Origin of the sequence: Sporosarcina sp. OR05 (assembly GCF_041414805.1) — a bacterium.
GTDB lineage: Bacteria > Bacillota > Bacilli > Bacillales_A > Planococcaceae > Sporosarcina > Sporosarcina saromensis.
In genome coordinates, this window is record NZ_JANKJL010000007.1 from 16,758 (window position 1) to 39,679 (window position 22,922).

22 protein-coding genes are annotated in these 22,922 nt (G+C 44.8%); all 22 read right to left on the minus strand.

What is annotated here, in order from left to right; all coding sequences use genetic code 11:
- Window positions 1-13 precede the first annotated feature (13 nt).
- Window positions 14-1,009: a rod shape-determining protein gene (mreB, locus tag NRI27_RS11480; protein WP_317944840.1), complete on the minus strand. Its 996-nt coding sequence runs from the start codon at window positions 1,007-1,009 to the stop codon at window positions 14-16.
- 334 nt (window positions 1,010-1,343) lie between these two features.
- A complete protein-coding gene (locus tag NRI27_RS11485) occupies window positions 1,344-1,613 on the minus strand; it encodes a sporulation transcriptional regulator SpoIIID (RefSeq protein ID WP_317944892.1) in 270 nt (89 codons plus the stop codon).
- Window positions 1,614-1,872: 259 nt separating this feature from the next.
- Window positions 1,873-2,529 (minus strand): peptidoglycan DD-metalloendopeptidase family protein, encoded by a 657-nt coding sequence (locus NRI27_RS11490; RefSeq protein WP_317944841.1) that lies wholly within the window; start codon window positions 2,527-2,529, stop codon window positions 1,873-1,875.
- A gap of 37 nt (window positions 2,530-2,566) precedes the next feature.
- The gene (gene spoIID / locus NRI27_RS11495) at window positions 2,567-3,511 is read right to left on the minus strand and encodes a stage II sporulation protein D (RefSeq protein ID WP_371390806.1); all 945 of its coding nucleotides are present in this window, start codon (window positions 3,509-3,511) and stop codon (window positions 2,567-2,569) included.
- Window positions 3,512-4,536: 1,025 nt separating this feature from the next.
- Window positions 4,537-5,838: a UDP-N-acetylglucosamine 1-carboxyvinyltransferase gene (gene murA, locus NRI27_RS11500; RefSeq protein WP_317944845.1), complete on the minus strand. Its 1,302-nt coding sequence runs from the start codon at window positions 5,836-5,838 to the stop codon at window positions 4,537-4,539.
- 398 nt (window positions 5,839-6,236) lie between these two features.
- Window positions 6,237-6,473 (minus strand): DUF1146 family protein, encoded by a 237-nt coding sequence (locus NRI27_RS11505; protein ID WP_317944847.1) that lies wholly within the window; start codon window positions 6,471-6,473, stop codon window positions 6,237-6,239.
- A 276-nt stretch (window positions 6,474-6,749) separates the two neighbouring features.
- On the minus strand, window positions 6,750-7,151 hold the full coding sequence (locus tag NRI27_RS11510; RefSeq protein WP_371390807.1) for a F0F1 ATP synthase subunit epsilon: 402 nt from the start codon (window positions 7,149-7,151) through the stop codon (window positions 6,750-6,752).
- 186 nt (window positions 7,152-7,337) lie between these two features.
- Window positions 7,338-8,753, minus strand: a complete 1,416-nt coding sequence (atpD, locus tag NRI27_RS11515; protein WP_317944851.1) for a F0F1 ATP synthase subunit beta — start codon at window positions 8,751-8,753, stop codon at window positions 7,338-7,340.
- Between the two features lie 41 nt (window positions 8,754-8,794).
- Entirely contained in the window at window positions 8,795-9,652 is an 858-nt protein-coding gene (atpG, locus tag NRI27_RS11520; RefSeq protein ID WP_317944853.1) for an ATP synthase F1 subunit gamma, read from the minus strand.
- A 174-nt stretch (window positions 9,653-9,826) separates the two neighbouring features.
- Window positions 9,827-11,338 carry a F0F1 ATP synthase subunit alpha gene (atpA, locus tag NRI27_RS11525; protein ID WP_317944855.1) on the minus strand — a complete coding sequence of 504 codons (1,512 nt, stop codon included), beginning with the start codon at window positions 11,336-11,338 and terminating at the stop codon, window positions 9,827-9,829.
- Window positions 11,339-11,361: 23 nt separating this feature from the next.
- Complete coding sequence (locus NRI27_RS11530) at window positions 11,362-11,901, minus strand: F0F1 ATP synthase subunit delta (RefSeq protein ID WP_371390808.1); 540 nt, start codon at window positions 11,899-11,901, stop codon at window positions 11,362-11,364.
- Window positions 11,898-12,431, minus strand: a complete 534-nt coding sequence (atpF, locus tag NRI27_RS11535) for a F0F1 ATP synthase subunit B (RefSeq protein ID WP_317944894.1) — start codon at window positions 12,429-12,431, stop codon at window positions 11,898-11,900. Before atpF ends, NRI27_RS11530 begins: the two co-directional genes overlap by 4 nt.
- 190 nt (window positions 12,432-12,621) lie before the next feature.
- On the minus strand, window positions 12,622-12,834 hold the full coding sequence (gene atpE / locus NRI27_RS11540; protein ID WP_060209511.1) for a F0F1 ATP synthase subunit C: 213 nt from the start codon (window positions 12,832-12,834) through the stop codon (window positions 12,622-12,624).
- A gap of 72 nt (window positions 12,835-12,906) precedes the next feature.
- Entirely contained in the window at window positions 12,907-13,617 is a 711-nt protein-coding gene (gene atpB, locus NRI27_RS11545; protein WP_371390809.1) for a F0F1 ATP synthase subunit A, read from the minus strand.
- A 32-nt stretch (window positions 13,618-13,649) separates the two neighbouring features.
- On the minus strand, window positions 13,650-14,024 hold the full coding sequence (locus NRI27_RS11550; protein WP_371390810.1) for an ATP synthase subunit I: 375 nt from the start codon (window positions 14,022-14,024) through the stop codon (window positions 13,650-13,652).
- Window positions 14,025-14,597: 573 nt separating this feature from the next.
- Entirely contained in the window at window positions 14,598-15,695 is a 1,098-nt protein-coding gene (gene wecB, locus NRI27_RS11555) for a non-hydrolyzing UDP-N-acetylglucosamine 2-epimerase (RefSeq protein WP_371390903.1), read from the minus strand.
- Between the two features lie 57 nt (window positions 15,696-15,752).
- The gene (gene upp / locus NRI27_RS11560; protein WP_317944862.1) at window positions 15,753-16,382 is read right to left on the minus strand and encodes a uracil phosphoribosyltransferase; all 630 of its coding nucleotides are present in this window, start codon (window positions 16,380-16,382) and stop codon (window positions 15,753-15,755) included.
- A gap of 1,186 nt (window positions 16,383-17,568) precedes the next feature.
- Entirely contained in the window at window positions 17,569-18,822 is a 1,254-nt protein-coding gene (glyA, locus tag NRI27_RS11565; RefSeq protein WP_371390811.1) for a serine hydroxymethyltransferase, read from the minus strand.
- A gap of 129 nt (window positions 18,823-18,951) precedes the next feature.
- A complete protein-coding gene (locus NRI27_RS11570; protein WP_317944866.1) occupies window positions 18,952-19,512 on the minus strand; it encodes a TIGR01440 family protein in 561 nt (186 codons plus the stop codon).
- An 8-nt stretch (window positions 19,513-19,520) separates the two neighbouring features.
- Complete coding sequence (gene rpiB / locus NRI27_RS11575) at window positions 19,521-19,967, minus strand: ribose 5-phosphate isomerase B (protein ID WP_317944868.1); 447 nt, start codon at window positions 19,965-19,967, stop codon at window positions 19,521-19,523.
- A 1,183-nt stretch (window positions 19,968-21,150) separates the two neighbouring features.
- Window positions 21,151-22,437 (minus strand): methyl-accepting chemotaxis protein, encoded by a 1,287-nt coding sequence (locus NRI27_RS11580; RefSeq protein ID WP_317944870.1) that lies wholly within the window; start codon window positions 22,435-22,437, stop codon window positions 21,151-21,153.
- Window positions 22,434-22,880: a low molecular weight protein arginine phosphatase gene (locus NRI27_RS11585; protein ID WP_371390812.1), complete on the minus strand. Its 447-nt coding sequence runs from the start codon at window positions 22,878-22,880 to the stop codon at window positions 22,434-22,436. The genes NRI27_RS11580 and NRI27_RS11585 overlap by 4 nt, the downstream gene beginning before the upstream one ends.
- Window positions 22,881-22,922 lie beyond the last annotated feature (42 nt).

A 22,922-nucleotide genomic window follows, 5' to 3' on the forward strand; every position in this document is an offset into this window, starting at 1 on the left:
TCATTTATTGCAATTAGTATCGTTTACCGACTTTGCTAATGTTTTCGAGCAATATACCCGTGCCGATTGCGACACAGCCTAATGGGTTGTCCGAAACAAATACGGGTACTTTCAACTCTTCTGCAAGCAGTTGATCAATCCCGTGCAATAATGCACCGCCACCTGTTAGGAAAATGCCACGGTCAATAATATCTGCCGATAGCTCCGGTGGTGTTTTTTCTAATACGTTTTTAGCAGATTGAATAATCATTTCGATTGACTCCGATAACGCCTCACGAACTTCTTCGGATGTAATCGTAATTGTTCTTGGCAAACCTGTCACCATGTCGCGTCCACGGATGTCCATCTGTTCATTGCGGCCTCCTGGAAAAACAGTGGCAATATTTTTCTTGATCGTTTCTGCAGTCCGTTCACCGATCATCAACTTATGCTTTTTCTTGATTGATAAAATAATTTCACTATCAAACAAATCCCCAGCTGCTTTAATCGATTCGGATGTGACGATATCGCCCATTGATAATACCGCGACGTCAGTCGTTCCACCACCGATATCAATGACCATGTTACCGCTCGGTTGAAAAATATCCATGCCTGCGCCGATTGCTGCTACTTTCGGCTCTTCTTCCAAGTAGACTTTCTTTCCACCTGATTTTTCTACCGCATCTTTAATCGCCTTCTGCTCAACCCGTGTAATGTTTGTTGGGCAACAGACAAGAATCGTTGGTTTTGACAAGAATCCTTTTACATTCAGTTTGTTAATAAAATGACGTAACATCGCTTCTGTCACATCGAAATCAGCAATGACGCCATCCTTCATTGGGCGGATGGCAACAATATTGCCCGGTGTTCTTCCTACCATTTTACTTGCTTCTTCGCCAACAGCCAATACTTTGTTCGTATGTTTATCGATCGCTACAACAGCAGGCTCGTCCAATACGATCCCTTTCCCTTTCACGTGAATCAACACATTTGCAGTTCCTAAGTCGATTCCGATATCTTTAGCAAACATTAATCCCGTTTCCCCTTCCAGCTGCCTATTCCATACTGTATTTTTACGTACTCTTCTAACTATACATTGTAACACACTGGTTCTTTATTGAACACAAAGATTGACAGTCTTTTGGAATGTTTTTATGCAACAAACCTTATTTGTCGATCAACCAATTGTAGGATTTTATTTACAACTCATGACAATGAATCGTAATTTACATCGTTCATTTCCACTAGTACTTTCTACATGTTATTCAAATGGCATATGTATATTCATCAAACTTTTCTACATGCGAAAAGACAGGGTGTGCGCACTCTTCCAAATCGGATGGTTGCGTCCCCGTCTATTCCCGTCATGTGTTGCGGGCTTTCTTATTTTCATTCTTCCACTTCATTCGTGTTGCTTCACCGCCTCTTAAATGTCTGACAGACTTATGATAGGCAAGTACTCTAGCAACTTCATCAGACAACTCCGAGTCCACGTTTGGTAATCGTTCTGTCAAATCTTTATGAACCGTGCTTTTGGAGTAGCCTGTTGCTTTTGCCAATGCCCGTACGGTAAGTCCAGTGTCCAGCAACATTTTGCCGAGGCGCACGCATCGCCTCCGAATTTGCTCGTGCACGCCCTCTTCCTTTCCTGTCAGCTCCATTTCTTCCTTTATCCTATGCTGAGATGGGCGTGGTTATGTCTGATAGAGCATTTGAAGTGAGGAAGAGATTTGAAAAAGCAGGAGAAAATCTGTGGGACTACTTGAAATGCTTTCGTCCGCTACTTCGATTTAAGTGAATGACTTGCTTACTAAACGATTGATTGGTGGGAATGAAAGAATTTTTGATACAGAAAAAGCCATCTCGCTCTACACGACGAGAATGGCTTGATTGTTAAAAACCTAATTTTGAACGTGGATTAATTGGAACGCCATCCACCTGTACTTCGAACAACAAGTGTGTTCCAGCTTGCGGATTCCATTCGTTACTCGTCGCTGTACCAAGTACTTGGCCTTGCTCAACTTGGTCGCCTTCTTTCACTTGGATGCCTGTGAGTGAACTGTAAATCGTTGTCATTCCGTCCGCGTGTGTAATGCGTACTTCGCCGCCTTGGAAGTGATCCACTACGACTTGTTCAACAGTTCCGCTCATTGCTGCTAATACTTCAAATGGTTGGTCGTTGACGGAAATTGAAATACCTGTGTTCGTCTTGTACGTTTGGTTGAAGACGAGGAGGGCATTCTCTCTGTCTGCTTCATCTGCTTCGGTATCATAGTACTCTTGTATAATGGCCACGTTGTCAAGATGTTCCTCATCAAATGGGAACTTTACGACTTCAGTTGGTGCATTTGTTTCTACGACCAATCCGTTGTTCGGCTCGTTTGTACCATCGACAGTTTCTTTGGTATCCTTTTGTATGATGGCATTAAAGCCCCAAATCATGCCGACAAAGACGATCGCCACGCTCGAGTAGACGGCCGGCCAGAACCATCTATTCTTCTTTGTACTCTTACTCTTTTGAGAAGGGGATTTCGGTTTTTCTTCTCGCATTGTCATCACCTCAATTGCTATTGTTTGCAATTGGGCGTTATTTTAAACATGCTAAATCATCTTGTTGGAAATTTTTTAATGTTGTGCCTGTATAGTAGTACGATAAGATGTTTTCAGCTTTCCATCCTTTTTGTGCGAACGCTTCTGCACCGTATTGACTCATGCCTACACCGTGCCCATAGCCTTTCGTTGTAATGATGACGATTTCGTTTGTTACATCGTACGCAATGTCGAAGTCCGTAGATGCGATTCCGAGTACTTCTCGCATTTCTCTACCGCTCTTCTCAAAATTAGTAGATACAGCTCGCTGCACGCGTCCTGTATGATTACGAACGAGCTTCAAGCTTTTAAAATGATCCGCTTTCCATTCAGAACCGAGTGCTTCATTCCACTCGTCAATCGGCATTTCAACACGTCGTTCTACTTCTGCCGCTACGTTTGCTTCACCTGGACTTTCAACACTTTGCAAATAAGGGATCGGATTGCCGCTAAAATTTTGTGCGGTTTCCGTTTTGCCATTGGATGTCGAGAAAAACATGGCTGTGATCATTTCGTCTTCGTAAACGATTGTTTGCCCTTGTGTTGTTTCAATAAGTTCTGATAGTCGCTTCTCGTTTTTTTTGAATTCTTTCCCCCAACGCTCTTTTCTAGCTTTTTCATTTTTATAGACTTGTGCGGATACAGTTGCTTGGATCGGTTTCTTTCCGTTGTCTGTTGACCGTAATGCATATGTCCGTGCGGCAATCGCTTGCGCTCTTAACGCTTCGTCATGAAATACGATCGGCATCTCTCCTGCCACGACGCCAAGTACGTATTCCTCAAGCGGTATAGGCTTGTCCTCTCCTTCCACTGTAATGTAGATTGCGCAAGGATCTTCTTCTTCCTTTGCTACTTCTTTTGCTACGGGTTCGATTGTCTGCTTCATAAAGATTGGAATAAAAAATAGGAGTAAAATGAATAAAACAGCTAGTAGTTTGTCCATAATTCATTGTATGAAGGTTGTCCTTCATTCATTCGAAGAAATGGTTGAAGATATTCGTAGAGTTTTTGAGACTTGCTGCGTTATGTGGCGTTTGAGCGAAGTTTGCGGCGTTTCGCGGAGTTATGCCGCGGTTGAGCGAAGTTTGCGGCGTTTCGCGGAGTTATGCCGCATTTGAGCGAAGTTTGCGGCGTTTCGCGGAGTTATGCGGGGATTGATGCTGACTATTACAGCTTTCAAGTTGGGGTAGTAATTTTCTTTTCCGCGGGCTGTTATTTGTGGCAGATATAATCTTATCGCGCCAAATGCATTTTACACTTTAACGGTTTGGTTGAGAGTGTCGTACAGTTTCTAGATCGCTATGATTTTTCGGGATTGTTTTAGTTGCCTGCGAAATGAGTAGAAGGTTGTTGTGGAACCGCGGCCAGTTGTTCGTCTTGAAGGGTTTCCTGTCGCGCAAAAACCTTTTACACTTTAAGGGTTTGTTAGAGAGGGAGATTCAATGGATGGCGAGCTGCGTTATGCGGCGTTTGAGCAAAGTTTGCCACGTTTGACGGGAGTTATGCCGCGTTTGAGCGGAGTATGCGGCGTTTGAAGATGTTATGCCGCGTTTGAGCGAAGTATGCGGCGCTTTGCGGAGTTATGCCGCGTTTGATGCTGAGCATAGCAGCTTTCAAGTTTGGTTTGTACCTAATTTTCTTTTCCGTGGGTTGCTATATGTAATAGATATGATGTTATCGCGCTGAATGCCTTTTACACTTTAAGGGTTTGTGAGAGACGGAGATTCAATGGATCTTGAGCTGCGTTATGCGGAGATTGAGCGAGTATGCGGCGTTTGAAGATGTTATGCCGCGTTTGAGCGAAGTTTGCGGTGTTTGGAGAGGTTATGCCGCGTTCGCAGAATTTATGCCGCTTTTGAAGGACTTATGTGGTGTTTAAAGAGGTATTGGTTGTTTATTGAGGCATAAAAAAACTGCCTACAGTGGTTTGGTGTGTAGACAGTTTTTGTATGGTAGGAAGAAGTTCGTTTAGACGAGTTGTTCTTCTTGGACAGTTGTTGTTTCTTCTTCGGAAACGCGTTCGATGTCCGCGCCGAGTGCTTTGAGCTTCTTGTGGAAGTCTACGTAGCCGCGGTCTAGGTGAGCGAGTTCAGTGACGCGTGTGACGCCTTCTGCGACAAGTCCTGCTAGGATGAGTGCGGCTGCGGCACGTAGATCGGTTGCAGCGACTTCAGCGCCTTGAAGTTTGGACGGCCCTGATATGATGACAGAACGTCCTTCGATTTTAACACTTGCGTTCATGCGGCGGAATTCTTCAACGTGCATGAAGCGGTTTTCGAATACGGTTTCTGTTAGGACGCCAGTTCCGGATGCCGTCAACATAAGTGCCATCATTTGTGATTGCATATCTGTTGGGAATCCTGGGTGCGGCATTGTTTTTAAATCCGTTGCTTTTAATGGGTGTTTGGCTTGGATGCGTAAGCCTTCTTCCAATTCCGTAATGACAACGCCCATTTCTCCGAGCTTGGAGATCAATGCAGCATTATGTTCAGGAACTGCGTTATCGATTGTGACGTCTCCGCCTGTAATCGCTGCAGCTACCATGAACGTACCTGTTTCGATACGATCTGGAATGATATGGTGAATTGTGCCATGTAGTTTTTGCACACCTTCGATTCGGATGGCATCTGTACCTGCACCGATGACTCTTCCGCCCATTTCGTTAATGAAGTTTGCTAAATCGACAATTTCCGGCTCTTTCGCCGCGTTTTCGATAATTGTCGTTCCTTTGGCTAATGCAGCAGCTGTCATAATGTTTTCTGTTGCACCTACACTTGGGAAGTCCAAATAGATTTTAGCACCTTTTAAACCGTTAACTGCTTTTGCTTCAACATGTCCATGACCGAATGAGATTTCTGCTCCCATCGCTTCGAACCCTTTGAGATGTTGGTCAATTGGTCTTGATCCGATTGCGCAACCGCCTGGAAGCGCGACACGGGCAAAACCGTTACGTGCGAGTAATGGGCCCATGACAAGAATGGACGCACGCATTTTTCGTACATAGTCAAAATGTGCTTCGGATGAAAGTCTGCTCGTTGAATCGATAATGACTTCTCCTTGTTCAGCATCATACGTAACTTTTGCATTCAAGCTTTTTACAACTTCGTTTATTGTCGATACGTCCGATAGGTTCGGTACGTCGCGTATAATATTTGGGCCTTCGGATGCGAGTAATGCTGCAGCCAAAATAGGAAGTACTGCGTTTTTCGCTCCTTCTACCCGGACATTTCCTTCAAGAACACGTCCACCGTTTATAATTATTTTATCCACAAAAAGTCCCTCCGACTTCAATTTTTACTTTTTGCCATATGCGATTCATTTAAATTTTTTTGTCATAGATTAAACATAAAAACACATACTATTCTACATCGCTCTACATAATTAAACAAGTTACTACAGAGCTATTTTCCCGCTTATCTACAAGATATTCTATAATATGTACCCATTTGACGATTTGTGCCCTGTCTAGAATGGGCTGTCGTCTTGTTAATGTTTGTTTTTCCCTTGCCATATAGGGGTTCAAACATTTATTTTCATGCCATCGCCCCATCTACACGACTGTATATACGCGGCGATAGCATGGAACAACTCGAAATGAGTACACTGTTTGTACTACTGACAATTGCCTACTGACTATGTACCCCAAAAATCTTCAGGCAAACCAGTGTTTATGAAAATAATGTAGGAATTCTTCCTGACCAATAGGATATGTCTAAAAAGAAATTTGATACGGCTGAACCAATCGCAAAACTCAATAAAATATAGAGAATTTGTGCTTGAAAAACGTGGTGCTTTTTAATGATTTTTTCTGGCATGACAGACTGCAATGCATAAAATGTCAAACCGATGAAAAAGATGTGTGACAAAATTGCAAGCATCGGATTGTGCACAAAAATATCGTTCATTCTTTCGACCTCCTTCGCCAACTTTCGATAATTGTTATGGAGCTGTTATCGTTTCTTTGTGAAGTTTAGTAGTCCTACATATGAAGTTAGTAGAGGGTACTGGCTTTTTTGCGATGTGGAGTATCACGCGAGACCTACTTACTATTGCATATGATTTGTACATTATATGGGTGATTGGATAGATTCCCTTTAGTAGAGTCCTAGAGGGATTAATTTCCATAAGAAAAAATGCGGGCAGAAGAAACATATCCTCTGCCCGCCAACAAGTCAAAACAATTACTTCATATTATGAACGTTGATTCGATTGATGGCACGTTTTAGATCGAGTTCCACCAATTGAGCATCAAGTTTATCTGCTTTTGCCTGTAGTTGTTCTTCCGCACGTTTTGCTGCGCGTTGTGCACGAGCAATGTCGATATCGGTAGCCAATTCAGCGTTTTGTGCCAATACGGTTACAACGTCTGGACGGACTTCGATGAATCCACCGTGAACGGCGACATTAACAGTCGTAGTATCTTTCTTCAGGCGAAGCGCACCAATTTGAAGTGGTGCAACCATAGCGATATGGCCGGGAAGAATCCCAATCTCACCCGTTTCAGTGGAAGCAATGACCATGTCCGCTTCTGTTTCACTAACTGGGCCGTTGGGAGTGACGATATTGACTTTAATTGTCTTCATAATGTTCCCTCCTGATCCCGCTTAATCAATTACGCCTAGGCATAATTGTGCCCAGATTGTTGACAATCTATGGCATCGCCGGAGGCTTTAATGGTATTCAGCTTTGTTCTTGTAAAGCTGGAATAGTTAAGAACGTTGCATCCATCACCCGGTTAAGGGGATGGATGCGACATTAGTAAAGGCAAATTAGACTTCTACACCCATGCCTTTTGCTTTTTCGATAACTTCCTCGATGCGTCCAACAAGACGGAAGGAATCTTCTGGTAGGTGGTCGTAACGACCTTCCAAGATTTCCTTGAAGCCTTTAATTGTTTCCGCAACCGGCACATAAGATCCTTTTTGGCCTGTGAATTGCTCAGCCACGTGGAAGTTTTGTGATAGGAAGAATTGGATACGACGTGCGCGGCCGACGACAAGTTTGTCTTCTTCGCTAAGCTCGTCCATACCAAGGATTGCGATAATATCTTGAAGTTCACGGTAACGTTGTAGCGTTGACTGTACTTGACGTGCCACTTCGTAGTGCTCTTCGCCGACGATTTCAGGGCTAAGTGCGCGTGAAGATGAAGCAAGTGGGTCAACCGCTGGGTAGATACCCATTTCAGATAGTTTACGCTCAAGGTTTGTTGTCGCGTCCAAGTGAGCGAATGTTGTAGCCGGAGCCGGATCCGTATAGTCATCGGCTGGTACGTAAATCGCTTGGATGGAAGTTACAGAACCTTTGTTTGTTGAAGTGATACGCTCTTGCAATTGACCCATTTCCGTCGCAAGTGTTGGTTGGTAACCAACGGCAGATGGCATACGGCCAAGAAGTGCAGATACTTCAGATCCCGCTTGTGTAAAGCGGAAGATGTTATCGATGAACAGAAGTACGTCCGCGCCTTGTTCGTCACGGAAGTGTTCTGCCATTGTCAAACCACTAAGTGCAACACGCATACGTGCGCCAGGTGGCTCGTTCATTTGACCGAATACCATTGCTGTTTTGTTAATAACGCCGGAATCCGTCATTTCGTGGAACAAGTCATTTCCTTCACGTGTACGTTCACCAACACCCGCGAATACGGAGATACCGCCGTGTTCTTGTGCGATGTTGTTGATTAGTTCTTGGATAAGTACTGTCTTCCCTACACCGGCACCACCGAAGAGGCCGATTTTACCACCTTTGATGTATGGTGCAAGCAAGTCAACTACTTTAATCCCTGTTTCTAGAATTTCAACTTCCGTTGAAAGGTTTTCGAATTGTGGAGCTTGACGGTGGATTGGGTCACGGTGTTCTGAAGCCGGAATTTCCTCTCCTAGGTCAATGATTTCTCCAAGTACGTTGAATACACGTCCAAGTGTGACGTTACCGACTGGAACTGAAATCGCCGCGCCTGTATCAATAACAGCCGTACCACGCTTTAGACCATCCGTGGATGACATTGCGATTGTACGTACTGAGTCGTCTCCAAGGTGGAGTGCAACTTCAAGCGTCAACGTTTGCGGTTCTTCGTTCGGACGTTGGATTTGGACCTTCAGTGCGTTATAGATTGCTGGCAGTTGACCGTCTTCGAATTTAACGTCAACAACAGGACCCATAACTTGAAGTATTTGTCCGTTACTCATGCTTTTCCCTCCTGTCTTACTTTTCCCGTTCAAATTATGCTCTATTCGAGAGCGGCAACTCCGCCGACAATCTCGGTGATTTCTTGCGTAATTGCAGCTTGACGTGCTCGGTTGAATGACAATGTGAGTGAATCGATGAGTTCCGTCGCATTGTCTGTAGCCGTCTTCATCGCTGTCATACTGGAAGCATGTTCGCTCGCTTTTCCATCAAGCACTGCTCCGTAAATCAGACTTTCCGCGTATTGTGGAAGAAGCGTTTCGAGAATCGCTTCTGCAGAAGGCTCAAATTCATAGGAAGCCATTGCTGACGCTGATGAAATATCCGTGAGCGGAAGCAATTTCTTTTCCGTCACTTCATTGGAGATGGCGGAGATGAAGTGGTTGTAGTATAAGTACACTTCATCGTATTCGCCTTCTGTGAACATGCCAACAGCTCGATTCGCGATTGATTTTATTTCCTCGAAAGAAGGGTGATCGGAAACTCCGACTAGACTTTCGCATACGTCATATCCAAGGCGGCTGAAGAATTCAAGCCCTTTACGACCGATTGCAACGATTTTCACTTCCTCTTTGGAGGCGTGACGTTGTTCAATCGCTCGACGCGCTTTTCGGAAGAGGTTACTATTGTATCCACCAACGAGTCCGCGGTCAGATGAGACGATGATATAGCCTGTCTTCTTCACTGGACGATGTGTAAGCATCGGATGGCTTGCGTCGCTTGTCGCGCTCGCAATTGCACCGACAACTTCTTGGATTTTCTCCATGTACGGAACGAATGCTTTCGCGTTCATTTCTGCACGAGTCAATTTCGAAGCTGAAACCATTTGCATCGCTTTTGTGATTTGACTAGTCTTCTTTGTCGATTTAATACGATTTTCGATATCGCGTAATGATACCACTGGCAATTCACCACCTTATTGTTTAGTTGTATACAGTAAATTAAGTTCGCTGTGAAACGGATTGAGGCTTCTAGCGGTATTTCTGTACCGCCTTCCGCTTCAATCCTCTACGTTCATACGAAAACAGTAATTGTTAGTATATAGTGATCAAAATCCTAAGAGACTATTTTTGAATTAAGACTCAGAAGGTACGAAAGTTTTCTTGAATGCGTTGATCGCATCTTTCATGACGTCATCAGACGGAAGGTCTTTCGTTGTACGGATATGATCTAACACTTCAGTGTGGTTGGATTCGAGCCAGCTTGTAACTTCGCTTTCGAATCGAAGAATATCTTGTACTGCGACATCGTCAAGAAGGCCGCGTGTCAATGCATAAAGAATGACTACTTGATATTCAACTTTAACCGGTTTGTTCAAGTCTTGTTTTAAGACTTCAACTGTACGGATACCGCGGTCTAGTTTCGCTTTTGTTGATGCATCAAGGTCTGAACCGAATGCAGAGAATGCTTCGAGTTCACGGTATGCAGCAAGGTCAAGACGAAGTGTACCCGCAACTTTTTTCATTGCTTTGATTTGCGCAGATCCACCTACACGGGATACGGAAAGACCGGCGTTGATCGCTGGACGTACACCCGAGAAGAAGAGGTCTGATTGCAAGAAGATTTGTCCATCAGTGATGGAGATAACGTTCGTTGGAATGTAAGCAGAGATGTCTCCAGCTTGTGTTTCAACGAATGGAAGTGCAGTGATTGAACCTGCGCCTAATGTATCGTTCAACTTCGCTGCACGCTCGAGTAGACGGCTGTGCAAGTAGAATACGTCACCAGGGTAAGCTTCACGACCTGGAGGACGGCGAAGTAGTAGTGAAAGTTCACGGTAAGCAGCAGCTTGTTTAGATAGATCATCGTAAACAACCAATACGTGCTTGCCTTGGAACATGAATTCTTCGGCCATTGTTACACCTGTGTAAGGTGCTAGGAATAGCAATGGAGCTGGTTGTGAAGCAGACGCTGTAACGACGATTGTGTAGTCAAGCGCTCCGTTTTTACGAAGTGTTTCAACAACCCCACGTACTGTGGATTCCTTTTGTCCGATAGCGACATAGATACAGATCATATCTTGGTCAGCTTGGTTAAGAATCGCATCGATCGCAACAGTTGTTTTACCTGTTTGACGGTCACCGATGATCAATTCACGTTGTCCACGGCCGATCGGTACAAGTGCATCGATCGCCTTGATGCCTGTTTGCAATGGCTCATGTACGGATTTACGTGCCATAACGCCTTGCGCAGGACTTTCAATTGGACGAGTTTTTGTTGTTGCGATTGGACCTAATCCATCTACCGGCATACCGATTGAATTGACTACGCGTCCAATTAGTTCCTCACCTACAGGAACTTCCATAATACGGCCAGTTCGACGTACTTCATCGCCTTCTTTGATATCTGTGTATGGTCCAAGGATAACGATACCTACGTTGTTCGCTTCCAAGTTTTGTGCCATACCTAGAACACCTGTTGAGAACTCTAAAAGTTCTCCAGCCATGACGTTGTCGAGGCCATGAGCAAGAGCGATACCGTCACCGATCTTGATAACCGTACCGACTTCGCTTACTTCCATCTCAGACTGATAGTTTTCAATCTGCTGCTTAATCAGCGTGCTGATTTCTTCAGCTTTGATGCTCATGTATGTCACCCCTCAATTTCAAATTAAGATCCGATCAATTTACGTTGGAGCTTATCGAGCTTCGCGCTCAAGCTGCTGTCGTAAATCTGATTGCCGATTTGGAGACGGATGCCTCCGATCAAGCTTGGATCGATGATATTTTCAATGCGTAATGTTTGTTTGCCAACTTTATGTGCGAATGAAGCAGAGATTGAGTTCGACTCATTTTCCGTCAATGGACGTGTCGAGTATACTTTCGCTTCTGCAACGCCTGCAGCACCGTTCGCGAGTTCATGGAATTCAGTAATAACATTTTGGATTTCATCAAGACGTTTCGCATCCAATAAAACGAACAATGTGTTCATGATGATCGGATTTACGCCTTTAAAGATGTTTGCCATAATGTCTTTCTTTTTTGCTACGGACAACTTTGGAGAACTGAGTAGTACGCCTAGTTGCTTGTTGTCACGGAACGCTTTTTTCAATTCTGTTAGTTCTGATTGAATGGAAGCAGTTTGTCCTTGTTGTTGTGACAAGTTGAATAATGCGGTTGCATAGCGCTTAGCTACTACCGATTGGCTCATCGGCTTTCGCCTGCCTTCACAATCGTTTCTTCAATCAATGCACGGTTGTCTTCCTCAGAGATTTCTTTACCAAGAACTTTGGAAGCCGCCATAATTGATAGTGAGACGAATTCTTCACGGACAGCTGCAACAGCTTTTTCTTTCTCTGTCGCGATTTCAAGTGTAGCCGCTTCTTTCATGCGGTTCACTTCTGCACGTGCTGCTGAAATCAGCTCTTCACGTTGTGTTTCACCTTGCTTACGTGCATTGTCAACAATCGACTGTGCGTTATCACGCGCTTCTTTCAAAAGGGCACGCTGCTCTTCCAAAAGTTTGTGTGTTTCGAGACGGCTTTGTTCAGCTGCTTCGATTTCATTCGCGATCAATTGTGCACGTTGATCCATAATGCCCATAAGTGGACCCCATGCAAACTTCTTCAGAAGAAGCATTAGGATGGTGAAGAATGTTACTGTGACGATGATGTCACCTAAGTTCAAACCTTCTGGGTCGTTTAATCCTGCTAAAAATCCTGCGTCAGCGCTTGCCGACAAAAGGATGAAGGTATTTCCAAACACGATTGTTTCACTCCCTTCAAGAGCTCCTGTCAAATTTCGTTAGTGTATAGAAAGAACGTTATTCTTAATTTTCAACGTTAAACTTGCATTTCAAACATCTGTTGTTACATAAATGAATGGCGAAGGACAAACGTTGCGTTCTTCGCCATCTATAGTTGTGTGTAAATTATTTGTTCATTACGATGAACGCGATAACTGTCGCGATGATCGGAAGGGCCTCAACTAACGCTACCCCGATGAACATTGTCGTTTGAAGCATACCGCGTGCTTCTGGTTGACGAGCGATACCTTCTACTGTTTTCGATACGATCAAACCGTTACCAATACCTGCTCCAAGTGCACCAAGACCAACTGCAAGTGCTGCTGCTAATAAACCCATTGTGTAATATCCTCCTAAAAATTCATGTTTTTTTTGTGTTGTTTATGAACCCTCTAAAGGGGCAATATATGTTTAATGGTCTGTATCGACTTTATGAGCCATATAAACCATCGTTAACATAACAAAGATAAATGCTTGGATCGCTCCGATGAAGATGGAGAAACCTTGCCAAGCGAGTGCCGGGATTAATGCTCCAGCGAATCCAAAGATAGTGGAAGCCCCTAGTGTCGCAAGAAGTCCGATAAGGATCTCCCCTGCGAAGATGTTACCGTAAAGACGAAGACCGAGTGTCAACGTGTTTGCGAATTCCTCAATGACTTTGAGTGGTGCCAAGAAAGGCATCGGTTGTAGGTACGATTTAAAGTACCCTTTCGCACCTAATAGTTTAACGCCATAATAATGTGTCAAAACAACAACCATTCCTGCAAGCGTCATCGTTACAACTGGATCAGCTGTCGGCGATTTCCACCATAGATAATGGTTATAACTAATTGCGAATGGTAAACCGAGCATATTTGCGACAAATACGAACATGATGAGTGTAATTCCAAGTACATGGAAACGACCACCCGTTTTCCAGTCCATATTGTTCTTGATGATCCCTTTGACGAAATCCATGACCCATTCCATGAAATTCTGCATGCCTGTCGGTTTAATTTGTAAATTACGCGTCGCGATGACTGCAATTAGGAAGACGATAAGGCATGTTACGAAAAGCATTAGGACGTTGGATAAGTTAAAGACCAATCCGAGAAATTCCACATTCGGATTTTTATGGTTCACGTTTCGTTCACCTCCCTTTTGCAATCAAAAAATTAGTAATGCTTGACGTGTACTACGATCCTGTCGACTAGCAACAAGACGTATGGAATCATTAACCCGATCACTGTTGCAATCATGTTAAATGTTTCCGGCTTCGTCAACGCAATGGCTGCCGCCGCCACACCGGATCCGAATCGCAATACGGTTCCTCCGATTGACTTCGTTTCTTTTCCTTGCGAGATCGATTGATCAAATCTTTCCATTCTACGGACAATAATCCAAAAATTATACAATCCGAACAAGGAGCCAAGAATTAATCCTGCAAAAATCGGTTTGAAGTCAGTAAAACCCCATCCGATGACGAACAGTGCGAGCCAAAAAAAGAGCGCCTTCTTTTGCCTATTGAAAATTTGTCGCATTGTATGCATGGTGGGTGATTCTCCTGATTCGTATTTTTGCCGATTTTTGTGATCCGCGAAAAGTGTTAGGACAATGAGCAGTGTCAAACGAAAAGGTTCGTTTCCCTAAGTCGGGCTTGTCCAAGACTCCGATAAAGGTCGGAACCTATAATTGTAAGTGAATCGTCGTAGCCGCTGACCACCAGGAAGCGTTGCTATTGTGCACGCTCGTGATGTGACTATTGACGACGTCCAGTGAAAGGATGATAGAATCGCGTCAAATTTGATTGCAATGACGATTTTCATATGTATGAAATCCCTATCATTCTTACCCTTTGTTAGCATACAATAGGGGCATTTTGATGTCAATTGATTCCCGTGAAAAACTTCACAAAGTCGTGTTTTTGTCAAATTATCGACATAATTGGGTGCAACCTGCAAGAATGCGTGTTTCACGGAGTCATATGCTGAAATTTTAGCGTTTTCATCATCTGGATTTCCTTCTATCCTGTGCACATTGTGAAAGGAAAGAAAAACCGTTGAAGTGGAAACACTTTCGAGTTGCACATTCAACGATTTTTCGTGTTGTTCGTTTGCTTTTTATTACAAAGAAGAAAGATATTCTTTCAACGCTTCTACAATTCGTGCAGACGCTTTTCCATCTCCGTAAGGATTGGATGCTTTGGACATCGCACTGTATTCCGCTTCGTCGGAAAGAAGTGTATCCGTCAGTTGGAAGATCATCTCTTCGTCTGTCCCAGCAAGTTTTAACGTGCCAGCCTCAATGCCTTCAGGGCGCTCTGTTGTATCGCGTAACACGATGACCGGCTTCCCGAGTGAAGGTGCTTCTTCTTGAATACCACCAGAATCCGTCAAGATGATGTGCGAGCGGGCAGCGAAGTTATGGAAGTCCACTACTTCAAGCGGCTCGATGAGATGAACGCGGTTGTTATTACCAAGCAGTTCATCTGCAACTTCACGCACCGCAGGGTTCATATGCACAGGATAAATCACTTGTGTATCAGGATGTTTTTCAAGGATGCGATTGATGGCACGGAACATGTTGCGCATCGGCTCCCCTAAGTTTTCACGACGGTGTGCCGTTAGCAAGATGAGGCGATCATCCCCGATTTTATCAAAGATCGGGTGATGGTAATCTTCTTGGACAGTCGTTTGAAGGGCGTCGATTGCCGTGTTCCCTGTAATGTAAATACGGTCTTCCGGTTTCTTTTCATCTAGGAGATTACCGGCAGATTTTTCGGTTGGTGCAAAGTGCAAATCCGCAATGACGCCTGTTAGCTGGCGATTCATCTCTTCAGGGTACGGGGAGAATTTATCCCACGTACGAAGTCCTGCTTCAACATGGCCAACAGCGATACGGTTGTAAAATGCTGCAAGGCTACCGATGAATGTTGTTGACGTATCACCGTGGACAAGGACGATATCAGGTTGCGCTTCTTTCATAATTGCGTCCAATCCTTCCAACCCACGAGTCGCAACATCCACGAGTGTTTGACGATCTTTCATGATGTTCAGATCGTAGTCAGGTGTGATGCCGAATGTATGCAAAACTTGGTCGAGCATTTGACGATGTTGTGCCGTCACAGTGACGATTGACTCGATGTCCTCCGTGTGCTTTTGCAGCTCCAGTACGAGTGGTGCCATTTTAATCGCTTCCGGTCTTGTACCGAATATCGTCATTACTTTCCATTTCTGTTTCAAACCATTCACGCCTTCCCCCATTATTTTATCGCAATCTTATTTTGTGCCGAATAAACGGTCGCCCGCGTCTCCGAGTCCTGGTACGATATAGCCTTTTTCGTTCAACTTCTCGTCCATCGCTGCGATGTACACATCGATTTCCGGATGTGCATCCGTAAATACTTTAACGCCTTCAGGAGCAGCAATTAAACACATGAAACGGATGTTTTTTGCTCCGCGTTTTTTTAGTGAATTAACCGCCTCTACAGCCGTCCCACCTGTTGCTAACATCGGATCGACGACGATGAACTCGCGTTCCGCCACGTCAGATGGTAGTTTTACGAAATACTCGTGTGGCTGTAATGTTTCCGGATCACGGAACAAGCCGACATGTCCAACCTTCGCCGCTGGAATTAATTTCAAGATGCCGTCAACCATCCCAATACCTGCACGGAGAATCGGTACAATCCCTAATTTCTTCCCTGCCAATACTTTCGATTTCGACATGCATACAGGCGTTTCTACATCGACTTCCTCTAAAGGAAGGTCGCGTGTAATTTCATACGCCATGAGTGTCGCCACTTCGTCAACGAGTTCACGAAACTCTTTCGTGCCGGTGTTAACGTCCCGGATGTGTGTCAATTTATGCTGGATGAGCGGATGATCGAATACGTGTACTTTTGCCATTGCTTATCGCTCCTTTTCGGAATGTCTCGTACATTATAACAGATAGTTACCAATACACACACCATCAACCGTAGTTTGTGTCAGATGTTGTTGAATGATGAATTATTTGAGGATTTTTTGTATTGATGATTTTTTGAAGAGGGAATTTTGGGAGAGCGAGAGCGAGTTTTTTTTGAGCGGATTGCTTCGGTTTGGACGCAAAATGGACTGATGGACTGGCTAGCGTGCGTATTTTGTGTGTTTAATGACGCGGGAGATGCTGTTTTTCTGGGTTGCGTGTCATTAAGGACTGGTTTATGACGCGGGACTTCCTGTTTTTCCGGTTTGCGTGTCATTCAAGACTGGTTTATGACGCGAGACGTCTTGTTTTTCCGGTTTGCGTGTCATTAAAGACTGGTTTATGACGCGGGATGTCTTGTTTTTACGGTTTGCGTGTCATTAAAGACTGGTTTATGACGCGGGATGTCTTGTTTTTCCGGTTTGCGTGTCATTAGAGACTGGTTTATGACGCGGGACTTCCTGTTTTTCCGGCTTGCGTGTCATTAAAGACTGGTTTATGACGCGGGACGTCTTGTTTTTCCGGCTTGCGTGTCATTAAAGACTGGTTTATGACGCGGGACTTCCTGTTTTTCCGGTTTGCGTGTCATTAAAGACTGGTTTATGACGCGGGACGTCTTGTTTTTCTGGTTTGCGTGTCATTAAAGACTGGTTTATGACGTGGGACTTCCTGTTTTTCCGGCTTGCGTGTCATTAAAGACTGGTTTATGACGCGGGACGGCCTGTTTTTACGGTTTGCGTGTCATTAAAGACTGGTTTATGACGCGGGACGTCTTGTTTTTCTGGCTTGCGTGTCATTAAAGACTGGTTTATGACGCGGGACGTCTTGTTTTTACGGTTTGCGTGTCATTAAGGACTGGTTTATGACGTGGGACGTCTTGTTTTTCTGGTTTGCGTGTCTTTAAAACTATTTATCGATGCGGCGACTCCTCATTTGCTGGCTGGCGCGTCATTATCGGTATCGAGCAATGATAGTGACCGCGGGCAAAAACACTCTTCTCCCCCACTTTCCCTGTCGCGCAGAATGCTTTTGACAAATTAGCGCTTTGCTTCAATGGGCATCACTTGAAAACAAAACTCCCCTATCAAAAGAAAAACCCCGTTCTGCAAGAGAACGAGGCTGGTTTTATTATGCATATAGTGGGAATTTGTCTGTTAGTGCTTTCACGCGTTCTGCTGCTTCTTTTTTCGTCGCTTCGTCTTCGTGGTTTTTCAGAAGCGTTGCGATGATTGCACCGACTTCTTTCATTTCTTCTTCTTTGAAGCCGCGCGTTGTGACAGCAGGTGTTCCGATACGGATACCTGATGTGACGAATGGGCTTTCTGTATCGAAAGGAATCGTGTTTTTGTTTACTGTGATGCCGACTTCGTCAAGTACGTGTTCAGCGATCTTGCCTGTGATGCCAAGTGACTTCAAGTTGACAAGCAATAAATGATTGTCCGTTCCGCCAGATACGATGTCGACACCTTCTGCCATCAAACTGTCCGCAAGGGCTTTCGCATTTTTCTTCACTTGCTGAATATGCGATTTAAACTCAGGCTTTTGGGCTTCGCCGAATGCAACCGCTTTGGCAGCGATGACGTGCATCAATGGACCACCTTGGATGCCAGGGAAGATCGTTTTATCGATTTTACGACCGAATTCAGCAGCGAATTCTTCATTCACGAGAATCAAACCGCCACGTGGCCCGCGCAACGTTTTATGCGTTGTCGATGTTACGAAATGTGCGTGTGGCACTGGGTTTGGATGCTCGCCCACTGCGACAAGTCCAGCGATGTGCGCCATATCAACCATTAAGTATGCACCGACTTCATCCGCGATTTCACGGAATTTCGCGAAGTCGATTTCGCGTGGGTAGGCACTTGCGCCTGCAACGATCATTTTTGGTTTGTGCTCGAGTGCTTTTTGACGAACGTCTTCGTAGTCGATGCGCTCGTCCGTTTCGCTTACTCCGTATTCCACGAAGTTGTAAAGGATACCAGAGAAGTTCACCGGACTACCATGTGTTAAGTGTCCACCGTGTGAAAGGTTCATTCCAAGCACTGTATCGCCTGGCTCAAGCACTGTGAAATAAACAGCCATGTTCGCTTGTGCACCGGAGTGGGCTTGGACGTTTGCATACGCTGCACCGAAGATTTCTTTTACACGGTCGCGCGCGATGTTTTCTACCACATCGACATGTTCGCATCCACCGTAGTAACGTTTGCCTGGATAGCCTTCTGCATATTTGTTTGTCAAATAGGAGCCTTGTGCTTCCATAACTGCTTCTGTTACGAAGTTTTCAGATGCGATTAACTCGATGTTTGCGTTCTGGCGATTTTTTTCCGCCATGATTGCTTCGAAAACTGCTGCGTCATCACGTTGTACATTGCTTAAATCCATGTTGTCATTTCCCCTTTATCATTTATATATCCGGAATCGGCGCCGTAAGCTTGTCCGGTATTTTGAACGCCCCGCTCTCACGTTCATTTCGCGAAAACGGAGCGGGCGCATCTATTGGAAATCAGTCGTTCATTCTTCAATCGGACGTTTGTAAACTGCGCGTTCTCCACCGATTAGTTTCGGACGGGTTGTCGCAACGGTTACGATGGCGTCACCGATTTTTTTAATGGATGTGCGTAGTGGGACAGCGACCGGTTTTAATTGCATTCCGATCAACGTCTGACCGATGTCGATTCCTGCATTGGCACGGATGGATTCGACGACAACTGCGTCTTTTAAATGTTCATATGCGTACGCTGACATAGAGCCCCCTGCCTTTACGACAGGTATGACAGAAACTGGGTCGAGATTGTACGCTTCTGCTGCTTTGCGCTCAATCGTCAATGCCCGGTTAATGTGTTCGCATCCTTGGAATGCCAAGTGGAGGGAATACTTTTTGGCAAATGCTTGCAACGGTTGGAACAAGGCTTCCGCTACTTCAAGTGCGCCGCCGGTACCAATTCGTTTGCCAGCAATTTCAGATGTTGAACAACCGATGACAAAGAACGTTCCAGGAATTAAATCGGTTTGTTCTGCCAATTCTGCAAGCAGTTGTTCAAGTTCGAGCTTATATAAGTTCATTGCATCCATTGTTTATTTCACCTCGATTCGTCTTCGAGCTCCGTTAATTTTGCGATGCGTCGCTCGTGGCGGCCGCCTTCAAAAGAAGTGTCCAACCATGCTGTCACGATTTCGCGTGCAAGCCCAGGACCAATTACTCTTTCGCCCATTGCGAGGACGTTCGAATCGTTATGGCCTCTCGTCGCTTTGGCGCTGAATACGTCATGGACAAGTGCGCATCGAATCCCTTTCACTTTATTGGCAGCAATGGACATACCAATTCCTGTGCCACAAATGAGAATCCCTTTGTCAAATTCCCCTTTTGCCACGCCATGTGCGACAGGCACTGCGTAATCCGGGTAGTCGACTGAAGCGTCTGAGTCTGGACCGAAATCCACATAATCTAGGCCCAATTCCGATAATAAGTCCATAATTTCACGACGCAAGTTATTGCCGCCATGATCTGAAGAGATTGCGATTTTCATTGCGGTCCCTCTTTTCTTAATTTACTCACAACTAATTCTATCATTGTTCGACATAAAAACACAGCATCTGAATGATTATTTCGTGCTGTGAAATGAATGGCTAATCGCCATGTAGTGCTAATTCCACTGTACACTATCCGGCTTGATGGGTAAATGATTCGATACTTGTATGGATTTGGTAGCTGCTTTTGGAGAGGTTTTGTTTATGCGGGGATTTTGTGGCGTTATGCGGTGTTTGTTTGTTCCGCGGGGAGCTGTAACTCATCAGCAATCTTGTCGCGCCATATGCACTTTACAAACTAAGGGTTGGTACAAGGCGAAATGCTATCATATTTTGGGTTATGCTGAGTTATAGGCATTTATGCGGCGTTTGGCGGCATTATGCCGTGTTAGAAGGAATTTTGCTGTGTTTGGCAAAGTTATGCGGCTTTAGAGGGATTTATGCCGCGTTTTGAGAAAGTATGCGGTGTTTGCTTGTTCCGCGGGGAGCTGTAACTCGTCAGTAATCTTGTCGCGCTACATGCACTTGACAAACTAAGGGTTGGTACAAGGCGAAATACAATATTCTCTTGGGGTATGCTGAGTTATTAGCATTTATGCGGCGTTTCAAGGAATATTGCTGTGTTTGGCGAAGTTATGCGGCGTTCGAGGGATTTATGCCGCGATTTGAGAAAGTATGCGGCGTTTGCTTGTTCCGTGGGGAGCTGTAACTCATCAGCAATCTTGTCGCGCCATATGCACTTGACAAACTACGGGTTGGTTCAAGGCAATATGCTATAATCTCCTGGGTTATGCTGAGTTATAGGCATTTATGCCGTGTTTGAAGGAATATTGCTGTGTTTGGCTAAGTTATGCGGCGTTCGAGGGATTTATGCCGCGTTTTGAGAAAGTATGCGGCGTTTGCCTGTTCCGCGGGGAGCTGTAACTCGTCAGCAATCTTGTCGCGTCATATGCACTTTACAAACTAAGGGTTGGTTTAAGGCAAAATGCTATAATCTCTTGGGTTATGCTGGGTTATAGTCATTTATGCGGCGTTTGCTTGTTCCGCGGGGAGCTGTAATTCATCAGCAATCTTGTCGTGCCACATGCACTTTACAAGTCCTCACAACGAACAAAACCGTATAGAGCTACGTTTTTCCTACGTAGATCCATACGGTTTTTCATTTATTCCACACACTTGCAATTACGAACGGTCAAATTGGTTGATCACTTTGTATAAGTCTTCCGATTGGCGTTTGAGTTGGATGGCCATGTCATCGGTTTTTTCGATTGACTTTACTTGTTCATCCGTTGCGGCACGTACTTCTTCAGCACCGGCTGATGTTTCTTCTGCGATTGCTGCGACTTCTTGTGATTGTCTTGCCGTCGTTTCGATATTTGCTAATTGGTTCTCGACGAGTTCGGTTATTTGGACGACCGATGCCGCCATGCCGTTCACTTTTTCGGACATTGATTGGACACTGCTGCTCGTTGCGTCCGCACGATCTGCTTCGATAGCCGCTGTTTTAACTTGTTGCTCAATTTCTTTCACAACTTTGGAGACGTCTGTCTGAATCGTTTTCACGAGTTCATCGATACTGTGGACCGCTTTCGCACTTTCATCCGCCAGCACACGGACTTCTTCCGCCACGACCGCAAATCCTTTTCCATGTTCACCCGCACGTGCAGCTTCAATCGAAGCATTCAATGCAAGCAAGTTCGTTTGCCCTGCAATGCTGCCGACCAACTGAACAATTTCTCCGATTTTTTGTGCGTTATGATCCAACTCGCGAATCGTTCCGAGTGACTGCTCGCTTTGGTTGGACATGTCACGGATGCCATCGACGAGCGTTTTAAACACATTCGTCGTACGTTCGAGTTCTGCGAGCATTTCTTTTGAGCGGTCGGACGACTCCTCTGCACGGCTGCTCACTTCTGCAGCAAGCATTCTGACGTCTTCCATTGCCTCCGCCGTCTCTTGGATTGCCATCGCAGACGCTTCTGCACCTGAAGAAATCTCCATAATCGTCGATGCAACTGCATCCGCTTGTGTGGCAGCAGCGCTCGTTTCAGCGGACAACTGATCGACTGTTTTCGCCGTCTTTTCAAAATTCGTCTCAATTTCTCCAACAATCGTCCGTAAATTAACGACTAAATGTTGGAACGCTTCTGCAACCGAACGAATTTCATCCGAAGACTTCGGTAATGGTATATCCGCACCAATTTTTCCATCCGCCACTTCAATCGCTGCAGCTTCCAAGTTTTGCAACGGTTTCGTCAAAATTGTTGAGAATAAGGCTGCTAAAATACCCGACCATAAAATTCCTAACGCATATGTAATTAATTCAAACAAAAAGGGTTGTACACCCGGAAAAAACGTCGGGCCAATATAATTAATAAATAACGCACTCGTTGAATACGTGACAATCGCTAAAATGGTCACGAATAAAACAAGTTTCTTCCTCAATCCAAACTTCTTTCCATTTTTCATCCTTCATCCTCCGTCAGCTTCGTCTTCAACTGTCCAATCAAAGTGCTCAATTCGTCAAAAGTCTGTTCATACAGTTCCAGAGAACCGCCATAAGGATCTAGCACATCCCCGCCTTGATCCGGCCACACATACTCCTTCAACGTATACGTCTTCCCTGCCGCAATTGGAAAAGCATGCAAAATCGCATCTTTGTGAGACGTTGTCATTGTCAACACAAGGTCGGCCCATTCCAAGTTTTCAGCAGTCAACGCAGACGACACAGCGGTATAGGGCATGTCCGACCGTTTAATTACTGTTTCGGCATGCAAAGAAATCGGCAATCCGTCAAGCGTATGGATTCCTGCCGATCGTACCGTTACTCCATCGATTTGTTTGGAGCGCAAAATTGCTTCCGCCATCGGACTTCTACACGTATTTCCTGTACAAATAAAATAAATATTCATTCCATAATCACCTACTTATACCATACCTTATCTCTACGAATA